The organism is Mannheimia granulomatis (assembly GCF_011455695.1).
Classification (GTDB): domain Bacteria; phylum Pseudomonadota; class Gammaproteobacteria; order Enterobacterales; family Pasteurellaceae; genus Mannheimia; species Mannheimia granulomatis_A.
In genome coordinates this window covers 2,123,562-2,144,521 of record NZ_CP015030.1, presented here as the reverse complement: position 1 = coordinate 2,144,521, position 20,960 = coordinate 2,123,562, and the positions used below count along the sequence as shown (strand labels likewise).

The 20,960-nt window shown below is 39.7% G+C and carries 18 protein-coding genes; 6 read left to right on the top strand and 12 right to left on the bottom strand.

The window, feature by feature from the left end; all coding sequences use genetic code 11:
• From A4G16_RS10360 to A4G16_RS10350, 3 genes are all read left to right on the top strand, one after another.
• Nucleotides 1-2,865 (top strand): RTX family hemolysin, encoded by a 2,865-nt coding sequence (locus tag A4G16_RS10360; RefSeq protein ID WP_165889775.1) that lies wholly within the window; start codon nt 1-3, stop codon nt 2,863-2,865.
• A 75-nt stretch (nt 2,866-2,940) separates the two neighbouring features.
• Nucleotides 2,941-5,067 (top strand): type I secretion system permease/ATPase, encoded by a 2,127-nt coding sequence (locus tag A4G16_RS10355; protein WP_165889774.1) that lies wholly within the window; start codon nt 2,941-2,943, stop codon nt 5,065-5,067.
• A gap of 12 nt (nt 5,068-5,079) precedes the next feature.
• Entirely contained in the window at nt 5,080-6,516 is a 1,437-nt protein-coding gene (locus A4G16_RS10350; RefSeq protein WP_165889773.1) for an HlyD family type I secretion periplasmic adaptor subunit, read from the top strand.
• 93 nt (nt 6,517-6,609) lie between these two features.
• On the opposite strand, the gene A4G16_RS10345 is transcribed toward A4G16_RS10350, so the two are convergent.
• Nucleotides 6,610-6,933, bottom strand: coding sequence for a DMT family transporter (locus tag A4G16_RS10345; RefSeq protein ID WP_165889772.1), 324 nt, complete (start codon nt 6,931-6,933; stop codon nt 6,610-6,612).
• 142 nt (nt 6,934-7,075) lie between these two features.
• On the opposite strand from A4G16_RS10345, the gene A4G16_RS10340 reads away from it, so the two are divergent.
• Nucleotides 7,076-7,621, top strand: coding sequence for an RBBP9/YdeN family alpha/beta hydrolase (locus A4G16_RS10340; RefSeq protein ID WP_165889771.1), 546 nt, complete (start codon nt 7,076-7,078; stop codon nt 7,619-7,621).
• A gap of 36 nt (nt 7,622-7,657) precedes the next feature.
• Here A4G16_RS10340 and dapF read toward each other — a convergent pair whose 3' ends face one another.
• On the bottom strand, nt 7,658-8,482 hold the full coding sequence (dapF, locus tag A4G16_RS10335) for a diaminopimelate epimerase (protein WP_165889770.1): 825 nt from the start codon (nt 8,480-8,482) through the stop codon (nt 7,658-7,660).
• A gap of 147 nt (nt 8,483-8,629) precedes the next feature.
• Here dapF and A4G16_RS10330 point away from each other — a divergent pair, with 147 nt between their 5' ends.
• Nucleotides 8,630-9,952, top strand: a complete 1,323-nt coding sequence (locus A4G16_RS10330; RefSeq protein ID WP_165889769.1) for an anaerobic C4-dicarboxylate transporter — start codon at nt 8,630-8,632, stop codon at nt 9,950-9,952.
• 98 nt (nt 9,953-10,050) lie between these two features.
• Here A4G16_RS10330 and A4G16_RS10325 read toward each other — a convergent pair whose 3' ends face one another.
• From A4G16_RS10325 to ltnD, 10 genes are all read right to left on the bottom strand, one after another.
• Nucleotides 10,051-10,890 (bottom strand): cysteine ABC transporter substrate-binding protein, encoded by an 840-nt coding sequence (locus A4G16_RS10325; RefSeq protein ID WP_165889768.1) that lies wholly within the window; start codon nt 10,888-10,890, stop codon nt 10,051-10,053.
• 20 nt (nt 10,891-10,910) lie between these two features.
• Nucleotides 10,911-11,642 (bottom strand): amino acid ABC transporter ATP-binding protein, encoded by a 732-nt coding sequence (locus A4G16_RS10320; protein WP_165889767.1) that lies wholly within the window; start codon nt 11,640-11,642, stop codon nt 10,911-10,913.
• Nucleotides 11,643-11,894: 252 nt separating this feature from the next.
• Nucleotides 11,895-12,560 (bottom strand): cyclase family protein, encoded by a 666-nt coding sequence (locus A4G16_RS10315; RefSeq protein WP_165889766.1) that lies wholly within the window; start codon nt 12,558-12,560, stop codon nt 11,895-11,897.
• An 11-nt stretch (nt 12,561-12,571) separates the two neighbouring features.
• Entirely contained in the window at nt 12,572-13,918 is a 1,347-nt protein-coding gene (locus tag A4G16_RS10310; RefSeq protein ID WP_165889765.1) for an alpha/beta hydrolase-fold protein, read from the bottom strand.
• Nucleotides 13,919-13,984: 66 nt separating this feature from the next.
• Nucleotides 13,985-15,457, bottom strand: coding sequence for a gluconate:H+ symporter (locus A4G16_RS10305; protein WP_165889764.1), 1,473 nt, complete (start codon nt 15,455-15,457; stop codon nt 13,985-13,987).
• A 15-nt stretch (nt 15,458-15,472) separates the two neighbouring features.
• Nucleotides 15,473-16,420, bottom strand: a complete 948-nt coding sequence (gene denD / locus A4G16_RS10300) for a D-erythronate dehydrogenase (RefSeq protein WP_165889763.1) — start codon at nt 16,418-16,420, stop codon at nt 15,473-15,475.
• Nucleotides 16,421-16,431: 11 nt separating this feature from the next.
• Nucleotides 16,432-17,208, bottom strand: a complete 777-nt coding sequence (gene otnI / locus A4G16_RS10295; RefSeq protein WP_165889762.1) for a 2-oxo-tetronate isomerase — start codon at nt 17,206-17,208, stop codon at nt 16,432-16,434.
• A gap of 2 nt (nt 17,209-17,210) precedes the next feature.
• Entirely contained in the window at nt 17,211-17,843 is a 633-nt protein-coding gene (locus A4G16_RS10290) for an aldolase (RefSeq protein WP_165889761.1), read from the bottom strand.
• Complete coding sequence (gene otnK / locus A4G16_RS10285) at nt 17,840-19,081, bottom strand: 3-oxo-tetronate kinase (protein ID WP_165889760.1); 1,242 nt, start codon at nt 19,079-19,081, stop codon at nt 17,840-17,842. Before otnK ends, A4G16_RS10290 begins: the two co-directional genes overlap by 4 nt.
• A gap of 1 nt (nt 19,082) precedes the next feature.
• The gene (gene ltnD / locus A4G16_RS10280; RefSeq protein WP_165889759.1) at nt 19,083-19,988 is read right to left on the bottom strand and encodes an L-threonate dehydrogenase; all 906 of its coding nucleotides are present in this window, start codon (nt 19,986-19,988) and stop codon (nt 19,083-19,085) included.
• A 172-nt stretch (nt 19,989-20,160) separates the two neighbouring features.
• Between ltnD and A4G16_RS10275 the strand changes: the two genes are divergently transcribed.
• Complete coding sequence (locus A4G16_RS10275) at nt 20,161-20,919, top strand: DeoR/GlpR family DNA-binding transcription regulator (RefSeq protein ID WP_027073418.1); 759 nt, start codon at nt 20,161-20,163, stop codon at nt 20,917-20,919.
• Nucleotides 20,920-20,960 lie beyond the last annotated feature (41 nt).

The window sequence follows — 20,960 nt, the reverse complement described above, 5'->3', positions numbered from 1 at the left end:
ATGGGCGCTAGACTTAATACGATTAAGACCAATCTACAAAGCACACTAGGTGCAACCAGAAACGGATTTAACAGAACACTTGCAGCAACTAAAAATGGATTGAATAGAACTGGACAATCTTTAAAAACAGGAGCAAAAAAACTTATTTTAGCTGTACCTAAAGATTACGACTTAAATCAAGGTAACGGCCTTCAAGACCTAGTGAAAGCAGCCGAAGAGCTAGGCATTGAGGTACAAAAAGAAGAACGTAATAACATTGCAACTGCCCAAACAAGCTTAGGCACAATTCAAAATGTTCTTGGCTTTAGCGAACGCGGTATTGTTCTATCTGCAGAACAACTCAATAAGCAACTACAAAAAACTAAATTAGGGCAGTCTTTAGGCTCAGCTCAAGCAATCGCTCAAAATATAGGTAAAGCAAAAACTGTGCTATCAGGTATTCAATCCATTTTAGGCTCAGTCATGGCTGGTATGGATTTGGACGAAATCCTACAAAAAAATGGGAGTGAACTTGATTTAGCAAAAGCCGGTTTAGAACTCACCAATTCTTTAATTGAAAACATTGCGAATTCTGTCCAAACAATTGACAGTTTTGCAGATCAAATTAACCAATTAGGTACCAAATTACAAAATGTAAAAGGTTTAGGAGCTTTAGGTGAAAAGCTAAAAAATCTTGAAGGTTTAGGTAAAGCAAGCCTTGGTTTAGAAGTGATTTCTGGTCTACTTTCCGGGGCGACAGCAGCACTTGTCTTAGCAGATAAAAATGCCTCTACAGGCAAAAAAGTAGGTGCTGGCGTTGAACTTGTTAATCAAGTCGTTGGAAATATCACCAAAGCAGTTTCTTCTTACATTTTAGCACAACGTGTTGCAGCAGGTTTATCCACTACAGGCCCTGTGGCAGCATTAATTGCCTCTACAGTATCACTGGCTATCAGCCCGCTTGCATTTGCGGGAATTGCAGATAAATTTAACAATGCTAAAGCATTAGAAAGTTACGCAGAGCGCTTTAAGAAGCTAGGTTATGAAGGAGATAGTCTACTGGCCGAATTCCAACGAGGCACAGGTACTGTAGATGCCTCTGTAACCGCAATTAATACTGCATTAGCCGCAATTTCAGGTGGTGTATCTGCTGCTGCAGCCGGTTCTTTAGTTGGTGCTCCGATTGCCTTACTTGTTTCTGGTATTACTGGAATTATCTCAACCATTCTACAATATTCTAAACAAGCTATGTTTGAGCATGTGGCGAATAAAATTCACGATAAAATTGTAGATTGGGAGAAAAAACATAACGGTAAAAATTACTTCGAAAATGGTTACGACTCTCGCCATTTAGCTGATCTTCAAGACAACATGCGTCAATTACTTAATCTTAATAGAGAATTGCAAGCAGAGCGTGTTATCGCAATTACGCAAAGACAATGGGATAGTAATATTGGTGATCTTGCCGGTATCAGCCGTTTAGGTGAAAAAGTGATGAGCGGAAAAGCCTATGTGGATGCGTTTGAAGAGGGCAAACATATAAAAGCAGATAAATTTGTACAATTAGATTCTGCTTCAGGTGTCATTGATGTCAGCAAATCCGGTGATACTAAAACCCAGCATATTTTATTTAGAACACCATTACTTACCCCAGGTGTAGAAAATCGTCAGCGTGTGCAAACTGGTAAATATGAATATATTACTAAGTTAAACATTAACCGCGTAGATAGCTGGAAAATTACTGACGGTGCTGCAAGCTCTACCTTTGATTTAACTAATGTAGTTCAACGTATTGGTGTTGAATTAGATCATGCAGATAATGTAACTAAGACGAAAGAAACCAAAATTATCGCAAATCTTGGTGATGGTAACGATGATGTATTTGTTGGTTCAGGTACCACAGAAATTGATGGCGGTAACGGTCATGACCGTGTGCATTATAGCCGAGGTGATTATGGTGCATTAACCATTGATGCAACCAATGAAACAGTCAAAGGTAGCTACACGGTTAAACGTTTTGTCGAAACCGGTAAAGCATTACATGAAGTGACTGCAACTCACTCTGCTCTAGTTGGTAGCCGTGAAGAGAAAATTGAATATCGTCACAGCAACAATAGACAGCATGCCGGTTACTATACAACAGATACCTTAAAATCTATCGAAGAAATTATCGGTACTTCACATAATGATACCTTTAAAGGTAGTAAATTTGATGATGCCTTCCACGGTGGTGATGGTGTTGACAACATTGATGGTAATGCCGGTAACGACCGTTTATTCGGTGGTAAAGGCTCTGATGTTATCGATGGTGGTGAGGGCGATGACTTTATCGATGGCGGTCAAGGTGATGATATCTTACACGGCGGTAAAGGCGATGATATCTTCGTACACCGTCAAGGAGATGGCAACGATTCAATTAGCGATTCTGGCGGTAATGATAAATTATCTTTCGCGGACTCAAATCTTAAAGATTTAACCTTTGAAAAAGTTAAGCATCATCTTGTGATCACTAATGTGAAAAAAGAAAAAGTAACTATTCAAAACTGGTTCCGTGAAGAAGAGCTAGCTAAAGAAACGCCTAATTACAAAGCGACTCGAGACGAAAAAATTGAAGAAATCATTGGTCGACAAGGTGAACGTATCACCTATAAGCAAATTGATGATTTAATCAAAAAAGGCAACGGTAAAATTGCTCAAGACGAATTGGCGAAAGTTGCTGAAAGCAGTGCTTTACTCAGAGAAAGCAAATTCACTTCAAATAGCTTAAACAAACTTGTTTCATCTGCAGGCGCATTTGCCTCTTCAAGCGATAACAGAATGGGGCTTGGTGTTCCTACATCATTGTATGAACACAACCAATCTGTACAATTTGTAAGAGCAGCTTAATATTTTAAATGTTTAGCAACTCTATATTGTTTGCGCATTATGGAGTTGCTATTTTATTTTTTAAAAGGAGATTTCATGGAAGTTAATCATCAAAGCAATGATCTTGGATTAGTTGCTCTGAAAATGCTTGCCCAATATCATAATATTCCCCTCAATCCAGAAGAAATAAAACATAAATTTGATGTCGAAGGAAAAGGTCTCACCTTAACTTCTTGGCTATTGGCTGCAAAATCATTAGAACTTAAAGCCAAACACATAAAAAAAGAGATTTCTCGCTTACACTTAGTTAATTTGCCTGCTCTAATATGGCAAGACAATGGTAAGCACTTTTTATTGGTAAAAGTCGATACCGATAAAAAACGTTACTTAACTTATGACTTAGAGCAAGATGCACCCAAAATCCTCTCTCAGGAAGAGTTTGAAAGTTGTTACCAAGGGAAAATTATCCTAGTCACATCAAGGGCCTCTATTGTTGGTCAGTTGGCTAAATTTGACTTTACGTGGTTTATTCCTGCTGTTATTAAATATAGAAAAATCTTTTTAGAAACTTTACTTGTTTCTATTTTTTTGCAAATTTTTGCCTTAATTACACCGCTATTCTTCCAAGTTGTGATGGATAAAGTATTGGTACATCGAGGCTTCTCAACCTTAAATATCATTACAGTAGCATTGGCAATTGTCATCGTATTTGAAATTGTCTTAAGTGGTTTGCGAACTTACGTATTTTCTCATAGCACCAGTCGTATTGATGTGGAACTAGGAGCAAGATTATTCCGCCATTTATTAGCATTGCCAATTTCCTACTTTGAAAATCGGCGGGTAGGCGATACCGTTGCTAGAGTCAGAGAATTAGATCAAATTCGTAATTTTCTCACTGGTCAAGCACTCACTTCAGTGTTGGATTTACTTTTCTCATTTATCTTTTTTGCGGTGATGTGGTACTACAGCCCTAAGCTCACACTGGTTATTCTTGGCTCTTTACCATGCTATATCTTATGGTCAATATTTATCAGCCCGATTTTAAGGCGCCGCCTAGACGATAAATTTGCCAGAGGTGCGGATAACCAAGCATTTTTGGTGGAATCGGTTACCGCTATTAATATGATCAAAGCAATGGCTGTGTCACCACAAATGACCGACACTTGGGATAAACAATTAGCAAGCTATGTTTCATCCAGTTTTCGTGTAACTGTGCTGGCTACAATTGGGCAGCAAGGCGTACAACTTATTCAAAAAGCCGTTATGGTAATTAACTTATGGTTAGGTGCACACCTTGTGATTTCCGGTGATTTAAGTATCGGACAATTAATCGCCTTTAATATGCTTTCAGGACAAGTTATTGCTCCTGTTATTCGCTTGGCGCAATTATGGCAAGATTTCCAGCAAGTCGGTATTTCTGTTACGCGTTTAGGCGATGTACTAAACTCACCGACCGAGCAATATCAAGGGAAATTATCTCTTCCTGAAATACAGGGGAATGTGGCATTTAGAAATATCCGCTTCAGATATAAACCCGATGCACCAACAATTCTAAATAATGTCAATTTAGACATTAAACAAGGTGAAGTAATTGGGATTGTTGGGCGTTCCGGCTCAGGCAAAAGTACCCTTACGAAACTGCTACAACGCTTTTACATTCCTGAAAACGGGCAAGTTCTCATTGATGGACATGACTTAGCTTTAGCTGATCCAAACTGGCTTCGCCGCCAAATTGGTGTCGTATTGCAAGATAACGTGCTATTAAATCGTAGCATCCGAGACAACATTGCATTATCGGATCCAAGTATGCCGATGGAACGCATTATCTATGCAGCCAAATTAGCCGGTGCTCATGACTTTATTTCCGAGTTACGCGAAGGTTATAACACTGTAGTAGGTGAACAAGGTGCGGGTCTTTCCGGTGGACAAAGACAGCGAATTGCCATTGCCAGAGCGTTGGTCAACAATCCTAAAATTCTGATTTTTGATGAAGCTACCAGTGCGCTCGATTACGAGTCTGAGCATATTATTATGCGAAATATGCAAAAAATATGCCAAGGTCGAACTGTGATTTTAATTGCTCACCGTTTATCTACAGTTAAAAATGCAGACCGAATTATCGTGATGGAAAAAGGTGAAATTGTAGAGCAAGGTAAGCACCAAGAGTTACTTCAAAACAGTAACGGCCTTTATTCCTATTTGCACCAATTACAAGTGAATTAAGAAGGTACTACAATGAAAATATGGATAAGTGGTATTTATGAATTTTTCTTACGCTATAAAAATGTCTGGAAAGAAGTGTGGAAAATTCGTAAAGAATTAGACCACCCAGACAGAAAAAAAGATGAAAGCGAATTTCTACCTGCGCATTTAGAGCTTATTGAAACACCGGTTTCCAAAAAACCTCGCTTGATTGCCTATTTAATTATGATATTTCTCGCTTTAGCTATTATTATCGCAAGCGTGGGCAAGGTAGAAATTGTTGCGACCGCAACCGGTAAACTGGCATTTAGCGGGAGAAGCAAAGAAATCAAACCGATTGAAAATGCGATAGTAAAAGAAATTTTTGTGAAAGATGGGCAGTTTGTAGAAAAAGGACAGCTATTAGTCAGCTTAACTGCTCTCGGCTCAGATGCTGATATGCAGAAAACGAGGAGTTCGCTTGCTTTAGCAAAACTGGAAAATTATCGTTATCAAACATTGCTGAAAGCTATTGAAAAAGAGTGTTTACCCGCCATTGATTTATCTAAAACAGAATTTAAAGATACTTCTGAAGAAGATAGATTACGGATTAAACATTTAATTGAGGAGCAATACTCAACGTGGCAAAAACAAAAAGCACAAAAAGTCCTAGCCTACAAGCGTAAAGATGCTGAAAAGCAGACAGCTTACGCTTATGTTCGCAAATACGAAGGAGCAAGTCGTATTGAAAGCGAAAAATTAAAGGATTTTAAAGCACTTTATCAACAAAAATCGTTATCTAAGCATGAATTGCTTTCACAGGAAAATAAAACTATTGAAGCCCAAAATGAGCTGGCTGTTTATCGTTCCAAACTAAATGAATTAGAGCATGACTTACTTAATGTAAAAGAAGAGCTTGACCTCATTACGAAATTTTTCAAAAGCGATGTGTTAGAAAAAATAAAACAGCACATGGAAAATGAACGTCAGCTTCGCCTAGAACTGGAAAAAAACAATCAACGGCAACAAGCCTCAATGATTCGAGCACCGGTTTCCGGCACAGTCCAGCAACTGAAAATTCATACGATAGGCGGTGTGGTGACAACAGCGGAAACATTAATGGTAATCGTCCCTGAGGATGATGTATTGGAAGCAACAGCACTCGTCCAAAATAAAGATATCGGTTTTGTTACAGCAGGACAAGATGTAATTATCAAAGTTGAAACTTTCCCATATACTCGCTATGGCTATTTGAACGGGAAAATTAAACATATCAGCCCAGATGCCATTGAACACCCAAATCTCGGCTTAGTGTTTAATGCAACGATAAGCATAGACAGAAAAAATCTTGTCTCTCCCGATGGAAAAACCATTGCACTTGGCTCCGGTATGAGCATAACAGCCGAAATCAAAACCGGTATGCGTAGCGTAATGAGTTACTTACTCAGCCCACTGGAAGAATCTGTAACCGAGGGGTTAAGAGAACGATAAAATTAAAAAAAGAGACGAATTTATGTTCGTCTCTTTTTAATTTCCACTATTCATACCAAATTGCAAAATTCTGCAGAAAAATGACCGCTTGTATCACATCTTTGAAAATAAATTAATCACCAAAACACCAGCAATAATCAAGATAATCCCAATCATTCCTGCTAAATCAATTTTCTGCCCGAAAGCAAAATAAGCAACCAAAGCGGTCAACACAATACCAACACCGGACCAAACCGCATATACAATACCTACTGGCAATGTGCGGAAAATAATCGAGAGAAAATAAAACGATAAACCATAGAGAGCTAATGAGCTGATCGTTGGTACAACTTTAGTAAAGCCATTGCTTAATTTTAATAAATTAGTCGCAACAATTTCTAAACAAATCGAAATAGCGAGTAGAATCCAAACGTTCATGTATTTCCTTTTTATATTTATCACTCATTATTTTAACATTATCTTGCAAAAAAAAGATCAAAAATGACCGCTTGTTTTTTTGTCAAAGTTTTTCTGAAAAGCTGTGCTACAATCTTTTAAGTTAAATAAATAGGAGTGAAAAATGGCACAGGTTTATATCGTACACGGCTATACAGCAAATGCCGATAAAAATTGGTTTCCTTGGTTGGAACAGCAATTAACTACCATTGGCGTAAGTTGTCAGCGGTTAAATATGCCTGATTCGGAAAACCCTTCGCTTGATCGTTGGCTGGCTCATCTGGCAGAAAATGTGGAAGTTAACGAAAATACGATTTTTGTTGGGCATAGTTTAGGCTGTATCGCTATTTTGAATTTTTTAGCGAAACAACAAGAGCAAATTAAAGGGGCTGTGTTTGTATCAGGGTTTTACCAACCGTTGCCTAATCTGCCTGAATTATCTGCCTTTACCAACTACTATGCAATTTTGCCAAGCCCACCCGCTTTCCCTGCTTATGTTTTGAGTGCGTTAAACGATAACATCGTTGCACATAAACATAGTGATGCTTTGGCGGTACATTTGCAGGCAGATTATGTTCGCTTGAATCAAGGCGGGCATTTTCTCGATCGAGAAGGGGTAACAGAATTGCCTATAGTCTTTGAATTAGTGAAAAAATTAATGAAACAATAAGTAAATCGGGAGGGTTAGAACCCTCCCTACCTCTCATTACAGTTTAATAAAACCATCATAAATATGGGTGGCATCACCGGTCATATACAGTGGATTGCCAACACCGTTCCATTCAATAGTCAATGAGCCGCCGGGTAAATCAACCTGTACTTTGTTATCTAACAAACCTTGCATAATACCTACTGCCACCGTACCGCACGCACCGCTACCACAGGCTTGTGTTTCACCGGCTCCACGTTCATAAACGCGTAATTTCACATGATTACGACTTACTACTTGCATAAAGCTGATATTGGCTCGCTCCGGAAAACGTTCATGACTTTCCAATAAAGGTCCCAGCTCATTTACCGGTGCGGTTTTCACATCTTCTACTTGTAACACGCAATGTGGGTTACCCATTGATACCACACCACATAACACAGTTTGTAAATCGGTACGTAAAATATAATTTTTCTCAAATTTATTCGCCACAAACGGTACTTGGGCCGGTTCCCAAATTGGCTCGCCCATATTCACACGTACTTTACTATCATCTTGTATCGTTAATACCATTTTACCTTTGGCGGTACTGACATGGATATCTTTTTTATTCGTTAAACCTTTTAGCGTAACAAAACGGGCAAAACATCTTGCTCCGTTACCACATTGCGATACTTCGCTGCCATCCGCATTAAAAATGCGATAGTGGAAATCTAACTCAGGATCGTAAGGTGGCTCAACCAACAAAAGTTGATCGAAACCAACTCCACGATGGCGATCTGATAAGGTGCGAATCATCTCTTCTGTGAGGTATATATTTTGAGTAACACCATCAATCACCATAAAATCATTACCCAGTCCGTGCATTTTTGAGAATTGCATATTTTTCCTCAATCAAATTAAAGTTTTTATTGATTTAGATTATAGAGATTAGTTTTATTTATTGATATAGTACGCCCCGACTAATTTGATGAAAAATAAAAATTTCTTCAAATACCGATTTTTAATTAATTATCAGGAGCAAAAATTATGTCTGCTATGTTTCTTATCCAATTTGCCATAGTGTTACTATGCATTTTGGTTGGTGCTCGCGTAGGCGGTATCGGCCTTGGAGTATTTGGTGGTTTAGGTTTAGTCATATTGTCATTCGGCTTCGGGTTAAAACCGGCAGGATTGCCGATTGACGTGATGTTTATGATTATGGCGGTAGTTTCAGCGGCAGCAGCAATGCAAGCTGCCGGCGGTTTAGACTATATGATCAAAATCGCAACCCGCATCTTACGTAAAAACCCAAAATATATTACCTTTATTGCACCGTTAGTGACTTGGACATTTACTGTACTGGCCGGTACAGGACACGTTGCCTATTCAGTATTACCTGTGATTGCTGAAGTCAGTCGCCATAACGGTATTCGTCCGGAACGCCCACTTTCCATGGCAGTAATTGCTTCTCAATTTGCGATTGTAGCAAGCCCAATTGCCGCCGCGGTTGTGGCTGTAGTTGCGTTTCTTGAGCCTCAAGGAATTACCTTAGGTGATGTGTTGATGGTAACCATTCCATCTACTTTATTAGGCTTAGGGCTTGCTTGTGTATTTGTTAATAAAATGGGCAAAGAGTTAAAAGATGACCCGAATTATCAAAGATTATTGCAAGATCCTGAATATGTAAAAGCAAATCATATCACCGCAAATCCAACCGAATTACCATTAAAACCAACGGCGAAATTATCCGTAGGCTTATTCCTATTTGGTGCTTTATTGGTCGTATTAATGGGTGCAATGCCTTCACTTCGCCCTGTGTTTGACGGCAAACCGATGGGTATGGCTCACACCATTGAAATTGTGATGTTAAGTATTGGTGCATTAATTATCCTAACTTGTAAACCGGACGGCAACGAAATCACTAAAGGCTCAGTATTCCATGCCGGTATGCGTGCAGTCATTGCAATTTTCGGTATTGCGTGGTTAGGTGATACCTTAATGCAAGGTCATATGGACGAAGTGAAATCAATGGTTTCCGGTTTAGTAGAAACCGCACCTTGGGCGTTTGCATTCGCACTTTTCGTGCTTTCTGTATTAGTAAACAGCCAAGGGGCAACGGTGGCAACCCTATTCCCATTAGCGGTGGCAATCGGCATTCCGGCACCGGTTCTCATCGGGGTATTTGTGGCGGTAAACGGCTACTTCTTTATTCCAAACTACGGCCCAATCATTGCTTCTATCGACTTTGACACTACCGGCACAACCAAAATTGGTAAATATATTTTCAACCACAGCTTTATGCTACCGGGCTTACTCAGTATGATTTTTAGCATCTGCTTTGGTCTATTACTATCAAATATGTTACTTTAAGCTAAGTAGAATAATTCATAGCTTCCTACAAGCGGTTAAGTTTTAACAAAAATTTGCAAATATGGCAGCACCTTTTAGTAAAAGGTGCTGTTTTTTTATTATTTAGCTAATAACGCTTCTTTTTCACCATAAACCGGTACGAGAGTTTTCTCATAAGCCGCTTTTAATTTACCGTTTGTTTTAAACTGTCCTATCTCTTTGTTTACAAAATCCAACAATGCTTTATTTCCTTTTTGAACCGCAGGAGCAATTTGCTCAGCCGGGCCGATACTGCCTATTGCAACCTCAAAGTCAGCATTCTCTTTTGCCCATGCCCATACTAAAGCGTTATCATGTGCTAGTGCTACACCACGCCCATCTTTTAACGCATCAAAAGTTTCGGTATTTTGGTCAAATTTTAATAGTTGGATTTCAGGGTGATTTTTACTGAAATAAGCATCGGCTGTTGTGCCTTTATTAACTAATAACGTTTTGCCCTCAAGTTGTTTTACATCCGTAATTAAAGCATTTTTTGGCGAAACTATGCCTAAAGCAACATTCATATAAGGCTCAGCAAAATCTACTACCTCTGCTCGCTCAGGTGTTTTCGTAAAGTTAGCTAAAATTAAATCTACTTTGTTTGATTTTAAATACTCCACACGATTTGCCGCTTCGGTCAATACAAATTCAACTTTGTCCGGGCTACCGAATAAATCGTTTGAAATCTCTTTAGCTATTTCCACATCAAAACCTTGGTTTTTGCCATTTGCATCCACATAACCAAACGGAGGTTTATCACCAAATACACCAATGCGAATAACACCTTTCTCTTTAATTTGTGCTACTGAATCTTTTTCTGCTGTATTATTGCTAGCAGAACCTACGTTATCACAAGCAGTAAGCGTAAATACAGCTAATGTGGTAGCCAATAAAGTTTTTAAAAAAGTTGAACGTTTCATAATGATTCCTCGAATAATAATTAATAATCTAGTCCGTGTAAAAACTGTTTTGCCCGTTCGGTTTTTGGGGCATTAAAAAAGTCCTTGGGTGCTGCTTGCTCAATAATCTCCCCTTTATCAATAAATACTATGCGGTCTGCTACTTTTTCTGCAAAGCCCATTTCATGGGTCACAATGAGCATAGACATCCCCTCATTTGCCAGTTCTAGCACAACATCCAGCACTTCTCTTACCATTTCAGGATCAAGAGCCGCGGTAATTTCATCTAATAAAATCACCTCAGGGTTCATACAAAGTGCTCTAACAATCGCAATACGCTGTTTCTGCCCGCCGGATAACTCACGAGGAAAAGCCGTTTTTCGCTCCAGTAATCCCACACGTTTAAGTAATTGATCAGCCTGAGCCTCTACTTCTTGCCGCTTACGATTTTGTGCTTTTAACGGCCCTAGTAGGATGTTGTCGATAACATTTAAATGAGCAAATAATTCATAGCTTTGAAATACCATACCGACTTTCTGGCGAGAAAGTTCCCAGCTTAAGTCTTTACCAAACTCACCGACACCCTGCATTTTAATTGTGCCACCTTGCTTCTCTTCCAATCCGTTAATGCAACGTAGCAAAGTGCTTTTCCCACAACCAGAAGGCCCAAGCAAGACAACAACTTCTCCTTTGTGTAGCTCTAAGCTGAGATTCCTAATGGCAATAGTTTCACCATATTTTTTATGTAAATTTTGAATAGAGAGTAAAGGCATTTCAGTATTGGTTTATTCTTCAATGAGGAAATTGTGCAAGAAATTAACCAGAAATGAAAATTATAAGAAGGAATTTTGTATATTTTTTTGTTATAAAAAATACATAACAATGAATGAAATAGAATTATCGGTAATTAGAAAAATTGCTAATTATGTAGCAGTTATACATATTTATTTTTTTACCCTATACGATAAGATATTTGTATAACTACTACATAAATACCATAAGATTACTTATGCTTACATCCTGCACTATTCTATTTCTACAATGCAAGTTACTTGGCTAGAATCTAGTCCAGCAATACGCCAAGGCGCATTAAAAAATTGCTTAAATTTAACATTCTTAGGTAGTTCAGCTAAATGCATATCTTCAATAACTGTTGTAAATCTCCCCGTATAATAACCTAGAATAGCTCGATGACAGTTCTTTGGGTTCTCTTCTTCAGGCACTCTAGATGATGGAGAGCCTAGTGCTAAGAAGTCAATGCCTACGCCTTTTAAGTTGGGGAAATTATCTGATAAATACTCCCCCGCACTTGTTGCAATTATTGTAGGATTCTCAGTTCTATATTTCTCAAAGCCTGTTCTAAAGAACGCAAACGAGACTGTTGATAAAATATCCGCATAAGGTAGTAAATCTTCTTTTGTAATTCCTTCGGCTTCACCTTTTGGAATTTCAAGTAAAGCAACTTGTTTATGACAAAAATATTCTATAGGCAGCTCGTTAATACTTAAACCATCTTTAACAAAGTGTCGTGGAGCATCCATATGAGTGCCGCAATGATTAGGTAGTTTGGTAATAAAACTACTAAATGGCGTTTTCTCACATATATCTGTACAACGATTAACCTCAACAACAGGCTCTCCCGGCCAAGCCAGATCTTTTGGATCTAATGGATGAGATAAGTACATAAACATAATATGCCTCCTTAGTGGCGTTTTTGTTGAAGTAACCACTCGATAATCTCTGGACTATTATATACAGCATCCCAAGTGTTATGAGGGTTATTATGAACAATACCGTTATCTCCCGCTTGGGTGAAGCTAAATTCGGTATACTTCACATTCGGTGCGTTTAACTGTTCTTTAAGAATTTGATAGTTAATACGGGAACCTTGGACCGGTGAAACTTGGTCTTCCTTGCTGTGGAAGAACCAAATCGGCACATTTTTAATAGCAGCGAGATTGTCTTTATTGGCGTTGCCGTCCACCCATTCGTTCGTATAGGCTTCACGACCACTCATCAGCAATGCACCGGCAAAGAAATTCGGGCGAGCCAATAACAGATTTAATCCACCTTCCGCACCACGAGATAAGCCGTTGATATAAATACGGTTGGTATCAATTTGTGGATTGGCTTTGATGGTTTCATCAATCATTTTGAGTACCAACTTGATGCGGTTTTCTGTTTGCCAGTGAATACCACCTTTCTGTCCTTTTTCTGCACTGTCGAATGGGTCAAAAACTTGATCATATTGTGGTGCTAGCACAAAACTTGGCTCATAAGGCAGAGTGGCAATCGCCCCTTTACTCGATAATAGATGAGCCAAATTATCCGAACCAACTTGACCTGAGCCGTGTAAGAAGATCACAAGCGGGTATTTTTTGCCGTTTTTTTGCAAAGGTGCATAGAAACGGTAGTTCAGTTTGTTCTCAGGTTTATCTAACGAAACCTGTTTAGCCACAAATTGATCAATGTAGGTGGTTTGGACGTTTTCCGGCTCAGCGGTTTGAACCCAAGCGACTTTATCTAGCGTCGTGCCGTCCGTTAATTTTAAAAAGCCTTTTTGCTCCACCGAGTAAGCAAGGCGTTTTGCAAAAAATTCAGGAATTTTGACCGCTTGTACTTTTTCGGTTTCGATAATTTTTCCATTAGCATCTTTGGCTTTAAATTTCATCGGTTCTTTATTAGCATCTCTCACACTATATACCGATGCATTTTTATCCGCAGTATCCAGTTCAATGATCACAAATTTACCCGCTTGCGGCTGTGTGCTGATTTTCGGCTCACTGTTCACATAAGCCTTTAACACAGAGCGGGCTTCTTGTAGCGCATTATCCAACGAGGTTTGAACTTGATAGAGCTGTCTTAAATCCGTGCCGGATAAGATATTGCTTGGGTATTCCAATGCGACAGCGTTGATTTTCTGCCCTTGAGCGGTGACTTCGGCCAGTAATGTGATATTCAGATTGGCATTCGGTTTAATTTCATCCGGCATTGCACTGACTAAGGAAGAGAATAGTAAGGTGCTTGCGAGTATCAGAGATTTTTTCATATCCCACTCCTAGGTTTTAAGTAAAAAAATAGACTATGAACTTGGTTCATAGCCTATTTAGGTTGATTACTTACTTAAGGTTTTATTTTGTGCTTTGATGTAAATAGCGATGATAGCCATTACAGCAACAGGGAAGACAAGGTCAAACAATGAGCCGTCGTTACCCCAAATCAGGTTACATAAAATTACACTGATACCACCTATACCCCAAGCAATAGTCGTTGGTACAGACCAAACGATCATCTGTTTTTTCACATCATTGATGCCCATCATTCGGTTCACAACCCAGAACAAGCTATCGTTGAAGTAACCGAAGAACAGGGAACCCATTGTCGCAGCTTGTGCAGCTAGAATCATATTTACACCCGGAATTTGAGCTAAGATCGGCGCTGAAATTGAAGCTGCGGTTACCATTGCGACCGTACCTGAACCTTGAATAAAGCGTACAAGAGTTGAAACAATAAATGGAATTAAGATTGGTGAAATTGGTAACTGGGCAATTTGCTCAGCTAATTGTTTACCTGCACCACTGTCACGCAATACTGCACCTAATGCACCACCCGCACCTGTTACTAACAAGATAATACCTGCTGTTTTTACACCTTCTTCAAGATGAAGTGCGGTCGTATCACGGTCTACTTTTGGTAGTAAGGTATAAACTGCAACCAAGACACTGATCGCTAATGCAATCATTGGGTGACCAACGAAAGCAAAGAATTGGTAAATACCCATTTGAGCAAATTCCGCATTACCTTTTGCTACTAAGTCTAAAATCGCTTTGATAAAGATTAAACCAATTGGTAAGACGATAGGTAATAAAGATAAGCCTAAGCTTGGTAAATTCTTTTTCTCACGGCTTTCGATATAGTCGTCGTATTTTTGTTTTAACTCTTCTTGAGTGAAAACTTGTTGGTTAAACTCAGGGTATTTTTTGTCTAACCATTTTGCGTAAAGTACGATACCAATTACAGGTAATACCGCAAGAGCCATACCGACTAATAACATGACACCAAGATCAACGTTAAATAAACCTGCAACACCTAACGGGCCTGGTGTTGGTGGAACAGTGTGATGTGTTACTACTAAGCCACCAGCCAATGCTACACCCAAGGTCAAGAGGGAACGTTTGCCGTTTTTCGCTAAAGCTTTCGCCACAGGATAGAGAATAACGAATGCAGAATCGACGAAGATTGGAATGCTCACGATATAACCCGTGATCGCTAATGCCCACTCTTCTTTTTTCTTGCCTAGCATTTTGATAAAGCTATAAGCCATTTTTTCTGCCGCACCAGACACTTCCAGCACGATTCCCATCATTACCCCTAAACCGATAACAATACCAATACCGCCTAGAGTTCCACCGAAGCCTTTACTGATTGCACCGAGTGTATCATTGACGGACATGCCACCAACAAGACCTGCAATAGCGGAGGCAATTAACATAGCAATAAATGCATGAACACGTGTTTTTAAAACTAAATAGACCAAGACAAATACTGCAATCAATAGTCCTATAATCGGAATTGGTAAGCCAAACATACTGTTGCTCCTAATTTACATGTCGTGTTTAATAAATTGTTGGATAACTTCCTTGAAATCAACATCTACGCTAAAACCATGTTTGAGAGCAGTATTATTGTTAATCTCAGCAGGCCAACTTGCGACAATGTTGTTAATATTTTCATCAAATTCAAATCGTACTTTTTCTAAGATATTTTCTCCTTTTATTGAAGCTAGATCAGAGAGCATTTGTTTTACGCTGACCGTAAAGCCAGGTAAGTTAATAACATGCCAACTGCGTTGCGGCAGCGATGGTAGAGTTAAAGCGTGAATAAAGTTGTTAATCACGGTATTCGGGCTGGAAATCCATAAACACAAATCCTGTGAAACCGGGCAAACTGCTTCCTCCCCATTTAACGGCTCACGAATAATGCTACTGACAAATGAAGAGGCCGCTTTATTTGGCTTACCCGGACGAATGCAGATAGTTGGTAAGCGAACCACAATCCCATCAACAAAGCCCTTACGGGAATAATCGTTAATGAGCAATTCACACATTGCTTTCTGTGCACCATAGGTGGATTGTGGTGTCACCGCCGTACCGTCGTTAATTACAGCAGGTAATTCTCCGCCAAACACCGCCAAAGAGCTGGAGAAAATAAAGCGAATATTCGGATTCTTTTTACGGCAAACTTCCAACAAATTATGGGTCACTAAAAAATTGATTTCATAACCTAAATCAGGATCTTGCTCTGCATGGCTGCTCACAATGGCGGCTAAGTGAAAAAGAGCGGTCGTTTTTTCGGTAATAATTTCATCTAAACCCTGCGGGTTTCTTAAATCCATTTCCACACAACGAACACGAGGATCGTTATTGGGTGCGATAGGTTTAACCACATCAACTAACACTAACTCTTGAATTTTCTCTGAATGCTGAGCCAATAAGGTTTTCGCTAAGCGTTGCCCTAAGAAACCTGCTCCGCCTGTAATCACAATATTCATAAAACCTCCCTCTATTTGTATCTTTCAAACCAGGCTAAACCTGCTGTGGTCTCCGCTCTTGGCTTATATTCACAGCCTACATAGCCTTCATAACCGATTTCATCGAGCTTATTGAAGATGTACTCATAGTTAATTTCACCCTCGTCCGGCTCGTGACGGTCTGGCACGGAGGCAATTTGAATATGGGCAAACTTACCGTTGAGTTTGTCGGTTAAGCGAGATAAGTTGCCATCCACATTTTGGGCGTGGAAGTAATCCAACTGCACAAATACATTGTCCCGATTAACGGCTTCAACAATCTCCAACGTATCAAACTGGCTTTTCATCAAGTAGTTTGGTTTGACTTCCGGACTAAGTGCTTCTAAAAGAACCTTAATACCGTACGGTTTGAATTTATCTGCTGCATATTGCACATTTTTGATAAAGGTCTGCTTATAGGCTTCCCGGTTTTCACCTTCCGGCACAACCGCAGCCATAACGTGTACGTTTTCACAACCTAATGTGAGGGCGTATTCCAATGCTAAATCAATATCACGATGGCTGTCTGCTTCACGTCCCGGAATAGCCGAAACACCCCACTCGCCTTTGGAAACATCGCCTGCGGCGGTATTAAACAGCACTTGTTTTAAGCCATATTGATCAAGTCTGGCTTTGAGTTCCGCTACCGGATAGTCATAAGGCCAGAGATATTCCACATATTTAAAACCTGCATTAGCTGCTGCTTCAAAGCGCTCTAGAAATGGCACTTCGTTAAACATCATCGTAAGATTTGCTGCGAATTTAGGCATATTTATTTTCCCCTATTTTTTAGGTCATTCACTTCGTCTTCGGTTAAATATCGCACTTTTTGACCTTGTAGAATAAAATGAAGCTTGGCGGTTTCTTCCAGTTCTTCAGTATTATCAACCGCATCGATCAAATTAGAACCTGTGACGACAACACCGTGGTTTGCCAGTAGAAATGCTTTTGCATCTAAGGCACGTTCACCCAGCTCACGAGCAATGTTAATGTCACCCGGGCGATAGTAAGGAATAACAGGTAACCTACCGACCCGCATAACATAGTAAGGTGTGAAAGCTGTAATTGCGTTATCAATATCTAAATCCTGTAAGCAAGACAGTGCAGTTAGGTAGGTAGAGTGTAAATGTACAATTGCCTGACATTCCGGATTTTTCTGATACAGTGCCAAGTGAAAAACCGACTCTTTGGATGGTTTATCCCCTGACAGTACATTGCCTTGCATATCTAATACGGAAAGTCGTTCCACTTCTAAACGCCCCAACGATGAACCTGTTGGTGTCACCAAAATGCGATTTTCATCTAATCGTACCGAGAGATTACCTGCCCCCCCTACGGTATACCCACGTTTAAAGAGTGAACGAGCGAGTTCAACCATCTGTACTTTTTGTTCTTGTTCTGTCATAGATACATTCCTTGTGCAAAGCTAAAAAAGTCCTCTTTACCGAAGTTACCGGATTTCAATGCAAGAAAAATCGGTTTTTCGACCGCTTGTAACCAAGGCACACCCGGCGCAATTTGCTTACCGATATGGAAACCGGAAAAACCTAACTGTTGCACTACAATGCTCGATGTTTCACCACCTGCAGTGATGAAGTTCGTTACCCCTGCGGCTTTCAGTTTCTCTGCTAATGCTGCAAAGGTACTTTCAATGGCGTGGCTGGCTTTATCGCTACCAAACTGAGCTTGGATCTCTTTGAGTTTTTCAGGCGGCACGGTGGCGTAAACCATCGGTGCAAACCCACTGTCTAAATTTGCAACAACCCATTGATAGATTTTTTCCACATAATTAGGGTTGTTAATTGCTTTTTCGGCTTCTAAGAAATAGCTTGGTGCTTTCGATTTGTAGGAATTCACTTGGTTATTGGTCATCACCGAGCAAGAGCCTGAAAGCACAACTGTTTTCCCTTTATTCGGGACAAAGGCATTTGTGCCTTTTTGACCACCTGAACGGTATGCCGCCATATAAGCCCCTAAACCTGAACCACCCGTGACTAATTTAAAGTCTGCCACCGCTTCGGCAAGTACAGCTAGTTGTGAGTTATCGGCTGCATCAACTACCGCATATTTATAGCCTTGCTGTTTCAGCTCTGCAAAACGGGCTTTAACACGCTCAGCCCCTTGAATAACATCGGCATAAGCCACTAAACCGGTTTTACCTTGGGATTGAGCGTCCATTAAGCGAACCAAGTTGGCATCTGTCATCGGGGTAATCGGATGATTACGCATACCGGATTCATTCAGTAGCACATCACCGACAAACAGGTAGCCGTTGAAAATCGTTCTACCATTCACTGGCAGTGCCGGTGTGACTACGGTAAAATCGGTTTCCAATGCTGCCATTAAGGCATCTGTCACCGGGCCGATATTACCTTTGTCGGTACTATCGAAAGTTGAACAGTATTTAAAATAGAACTGTGTGCAGCCGTTCTGCTTTAACCACGTTAAGGCTTGTAACGACTGCTGAATTGCCTCCTCAACAGGGTTAGAGCGTGATTTCAAACTGATCACAATCGCATCAACTTGGCTATTCAGTGCCGTAGTTGGCACACCATTCATCTGCACCGTTTTTAAGCCGTTTTCGGTTAAAAAGCTGGCAATATCACTCGCCCCAGTAAAATCATCAGCAATAACACCTAACATCTTAGTGCCCTCCTTTTTTCGGTAGCTCAATACCACTGAAAATTTTGATTACTGCACTGTCATCTTCTTTTCCGTAGCCTGCATTGCTGGCTTCGGTAAACATTGAATAAGCGGTGCTGGCTAAGTGAAGTGGGAAACGTAAAGATTTTGCCGTATCATTTACTAAGCCAAGGTCTTTCACAAAAATATCCACCATTGAGAGCGGTGTATAGTCGCCATCAACCACGTGTTTCATACGGTTTTCAAACATCCACGAATTCCCTGCGGCATTGGTCACCACGTCATACATCAGATCCAGCGGAATACCGGCACGAGCCGCTAACGCCATCGCTTCTGCTCCTGCTGCAATATGTACACCGGCGAGCAATTGGTGGATAATTTTCACGGTTGCCCCTAAACCAATTTCTTCGCCGATGTTATAAACCTTGCCTGCGACCGCATCTAAAACAGGTTTTAATTTTTCAAAGGCTTCTGCGGCCCCTGATGCCATAATGGTCATTTCGCCTTGTGCTGCTTTTGCCGCACCACCAGAGACCGGTGCATCTAACATCACCAAGCCAAATTCTGTTAATTTTTGTGAAATATCTTTGGCATCTTGTGCAGAAATGGTGGATGAAACCATCACCGCCGTACCTTTTTTCAAATGCTGTGCTACACCATCCTCGCCAAATAACACTGAGTTAACTTGATTAGCATTGACCACTAACAATAGAATGGCATCCAATTCAGCCGCAAAATCTACCGCACTTGTGCTAACACCTTTTGCGCCTGTATTCTTCAGAGCTTCCAGATAGGTTGGATTTAAATCAATACCATAAGTCTCTAACCCTTCTGCTATACACGATTTCGCTGCTCCCATTCCCATTGCACCTAATCCGACTACGGCAATTTTATATTTCTGAGTCATGGTTAATCTCCTCAATAGTAAATAATATGATGGATGTATCTTAACCAATACGAAATGTGAAATCTGTGATCATTATCACAAAAATTAACATTTATTGTTAAAATTTGTGATTTTAATTTAAGAGGGTAAATCTGGTATAATTTTTGCCAACAACTATAAATTAGGCAAAAAAATGATTCCTGTAGAGAGACAACGCAAAATACTGCAATTTATCAATAGTAATGGAATTGCCAGTATTAATTTTTTAGCAAAACAGCTTAAAGTATCACATATGACTATTCGTCGTGATATTCAAAAACTAGAAGAGGAAGGAAAAATATCCTCAGTATCAGGTGGTGTACAATCACTTGAAAGATTGACGGTAGAATTGCCCCATAATGATAAATCGATGCTTTTTCAGAATGAAAAATTTGCTATTGGTACTTTAGCTTCTCAGTTAATTCCACCTCATACAACAGTATATTTAGATGCTGGTACTACTACATTAGAAATTGCCCATCAGATCATAGATAGAACAGATTTACTAATTGTAACGAACGACTTTGTGATCGCTCACTATCTTAGTAATTCAGGAAAATGTGACTTAATCCATATAGGGGGAAGTGTTTGTAAAGAAAACTTATCAACAACCGGTTCTCTGGCAGCTGAATTTCTCAAAAATATATCGATTGATATGGCGTTTATATCCACCTCTTCATGGAATTTAAAAGGTTTAACAACGCCAAATGAAAATAAAATTCCAGTTAAAAAAGCAATCTTAGAAGCATCAAAACAGAACATTTTAGTTACCGACTCCTCAAAGTATGGAAAAGTCGCTACTTTTTTTGTTTGCCCACTCACTGCATTCGATCAAATTATTTGTGACAAAGGGTTATTTGAGAATGTGCAAGATGCTCTTAAAGGATTAAGCGTTCAATTAAATTTAGCATAGTCACATATCCGTTTTGAGGCTAATTTGAGTTGGTTTTAAAA

Bases quoted from the DNA above. Each gene is read 5' to 3' on its own strand.
- denD (WP_165889763.1), bottom strand. From the start codon at position 16,420: ATGAATATTGTGATTACAGGCGGAGCAGGTTTCTTAGGGCAACGCTTA.
- A4G16_RS10330 (WP_165889769.1), top strand. From the start codon at position 8,630: ATGTCTGCTATGTTTCTTATCCAATTTGCCATAGTGTTACTATGCATT.
- A4G16_RS10320 (WP_165889767.1), bottom strand. From the start codon at position 11,642: ATGCCTTTACTCTCTATTCAAAATTTACATAAAAAATATGGTGAAACT.
- A4G16_RS10290 (WP_165889761.1), bottom strand. From the start codon at position 17,843: ATGACAGAACAAGAACAAAAAGTACAGATGGTTGAACTCGCTCGTTCA.
- A4G16_RS10350 (WP_165889773.1), top strand. From the start codon at position 5,080: ATGAAAATATGGATAAGTGGTATTTATGAATTTTTCTTACGCTATAAA.
- otnI (WP_165889762.1), bottom strand. From the start codon at position 17,208: ATGCCTAAATTCGCAGCAAATCTTACGATGATGTTTAACGAAGTGCCA.
- A4G16_RS10355 (WP_165889774.1), top strand. From the start codon at position 2,941: ATGGAAGTTAATCATCAAAGCAATGATCTTGGATTAGTTGCTCTGAAA.
- A4G16_RS10305 (WP_165889764.1), bottom strand. From the start codon at position 15,457: ATGTTTGGCTTACCAATTCCGATTATAGGACTATTGATTGCAGTATTT.
- A4G16_RS10275 (WP_027073418.1), top strand. From the start codon at position 20,161: ATGATTCCTGTAGAGAGACAACGCAAAATACTGCAATTTATCAATAGT.
- otnK (WP_165889760.1), bottom strand. From the start codon at position 19,081: ATGTTAGGTGTTATTGCTGATGATTTTACTGGGGCGAGTGATATTGCC.
- A4G16_RS10340 (WP_165889771.1), top strand. From the start codon at position 7,076: ATGGCACAGGTTTATATCGTACACGGCTATACAGCAAATGCCGATAAA.
- A4G16_RS10345 (WP_165889772.1), bottom strand. From the start codon at position 6,933: ATGAACGTTTGGATTCTACTCGCTATTTCGATTTGTTTAGAAATTGTT.
- ltnD (WP_165889759.1), bottom strand. From the start codon at position 19,988: ATGACTCAGAAATATAAAATTGCCGTAGTCGGATTAGGTGCAATGGGA.
- A4G16_RS10360 (WP_165889775.1), top strand. From the start codon at position 1: ATGGGCGCTAGACTTAATACGATTAAGACCAATCTACAAAGCACACTA.
- A4G16_RS10310 (WP_165889765.1), bottom strand. From the start codon at position 13,918: ATGAAAAAATCTCTGATACTCGCAAGCACCTTACTATTCTCTTCCTTA.
- A4G16_RS10325 (WP_165889768.1), bottom strand. From the start codon at position 10,890: ATGAAACGTTCAACTTTTTTAAAAACTTTATTGGCTACCACATTAGCT.
- A4G16_RS10315 (WP_165889766.1), bottom strand. From the start codon at position 12,560: ATGTTTATGTACTTATCTCATCCATTAGATCCAAAAGATCTGGCTTGG.
- dapF (WP_165889770.1), bottom strand. From the start codon at position 8,482: ATGCAATTCTCAAAAATGCACGGACTGGGTAATGATTTTATGGTGATT.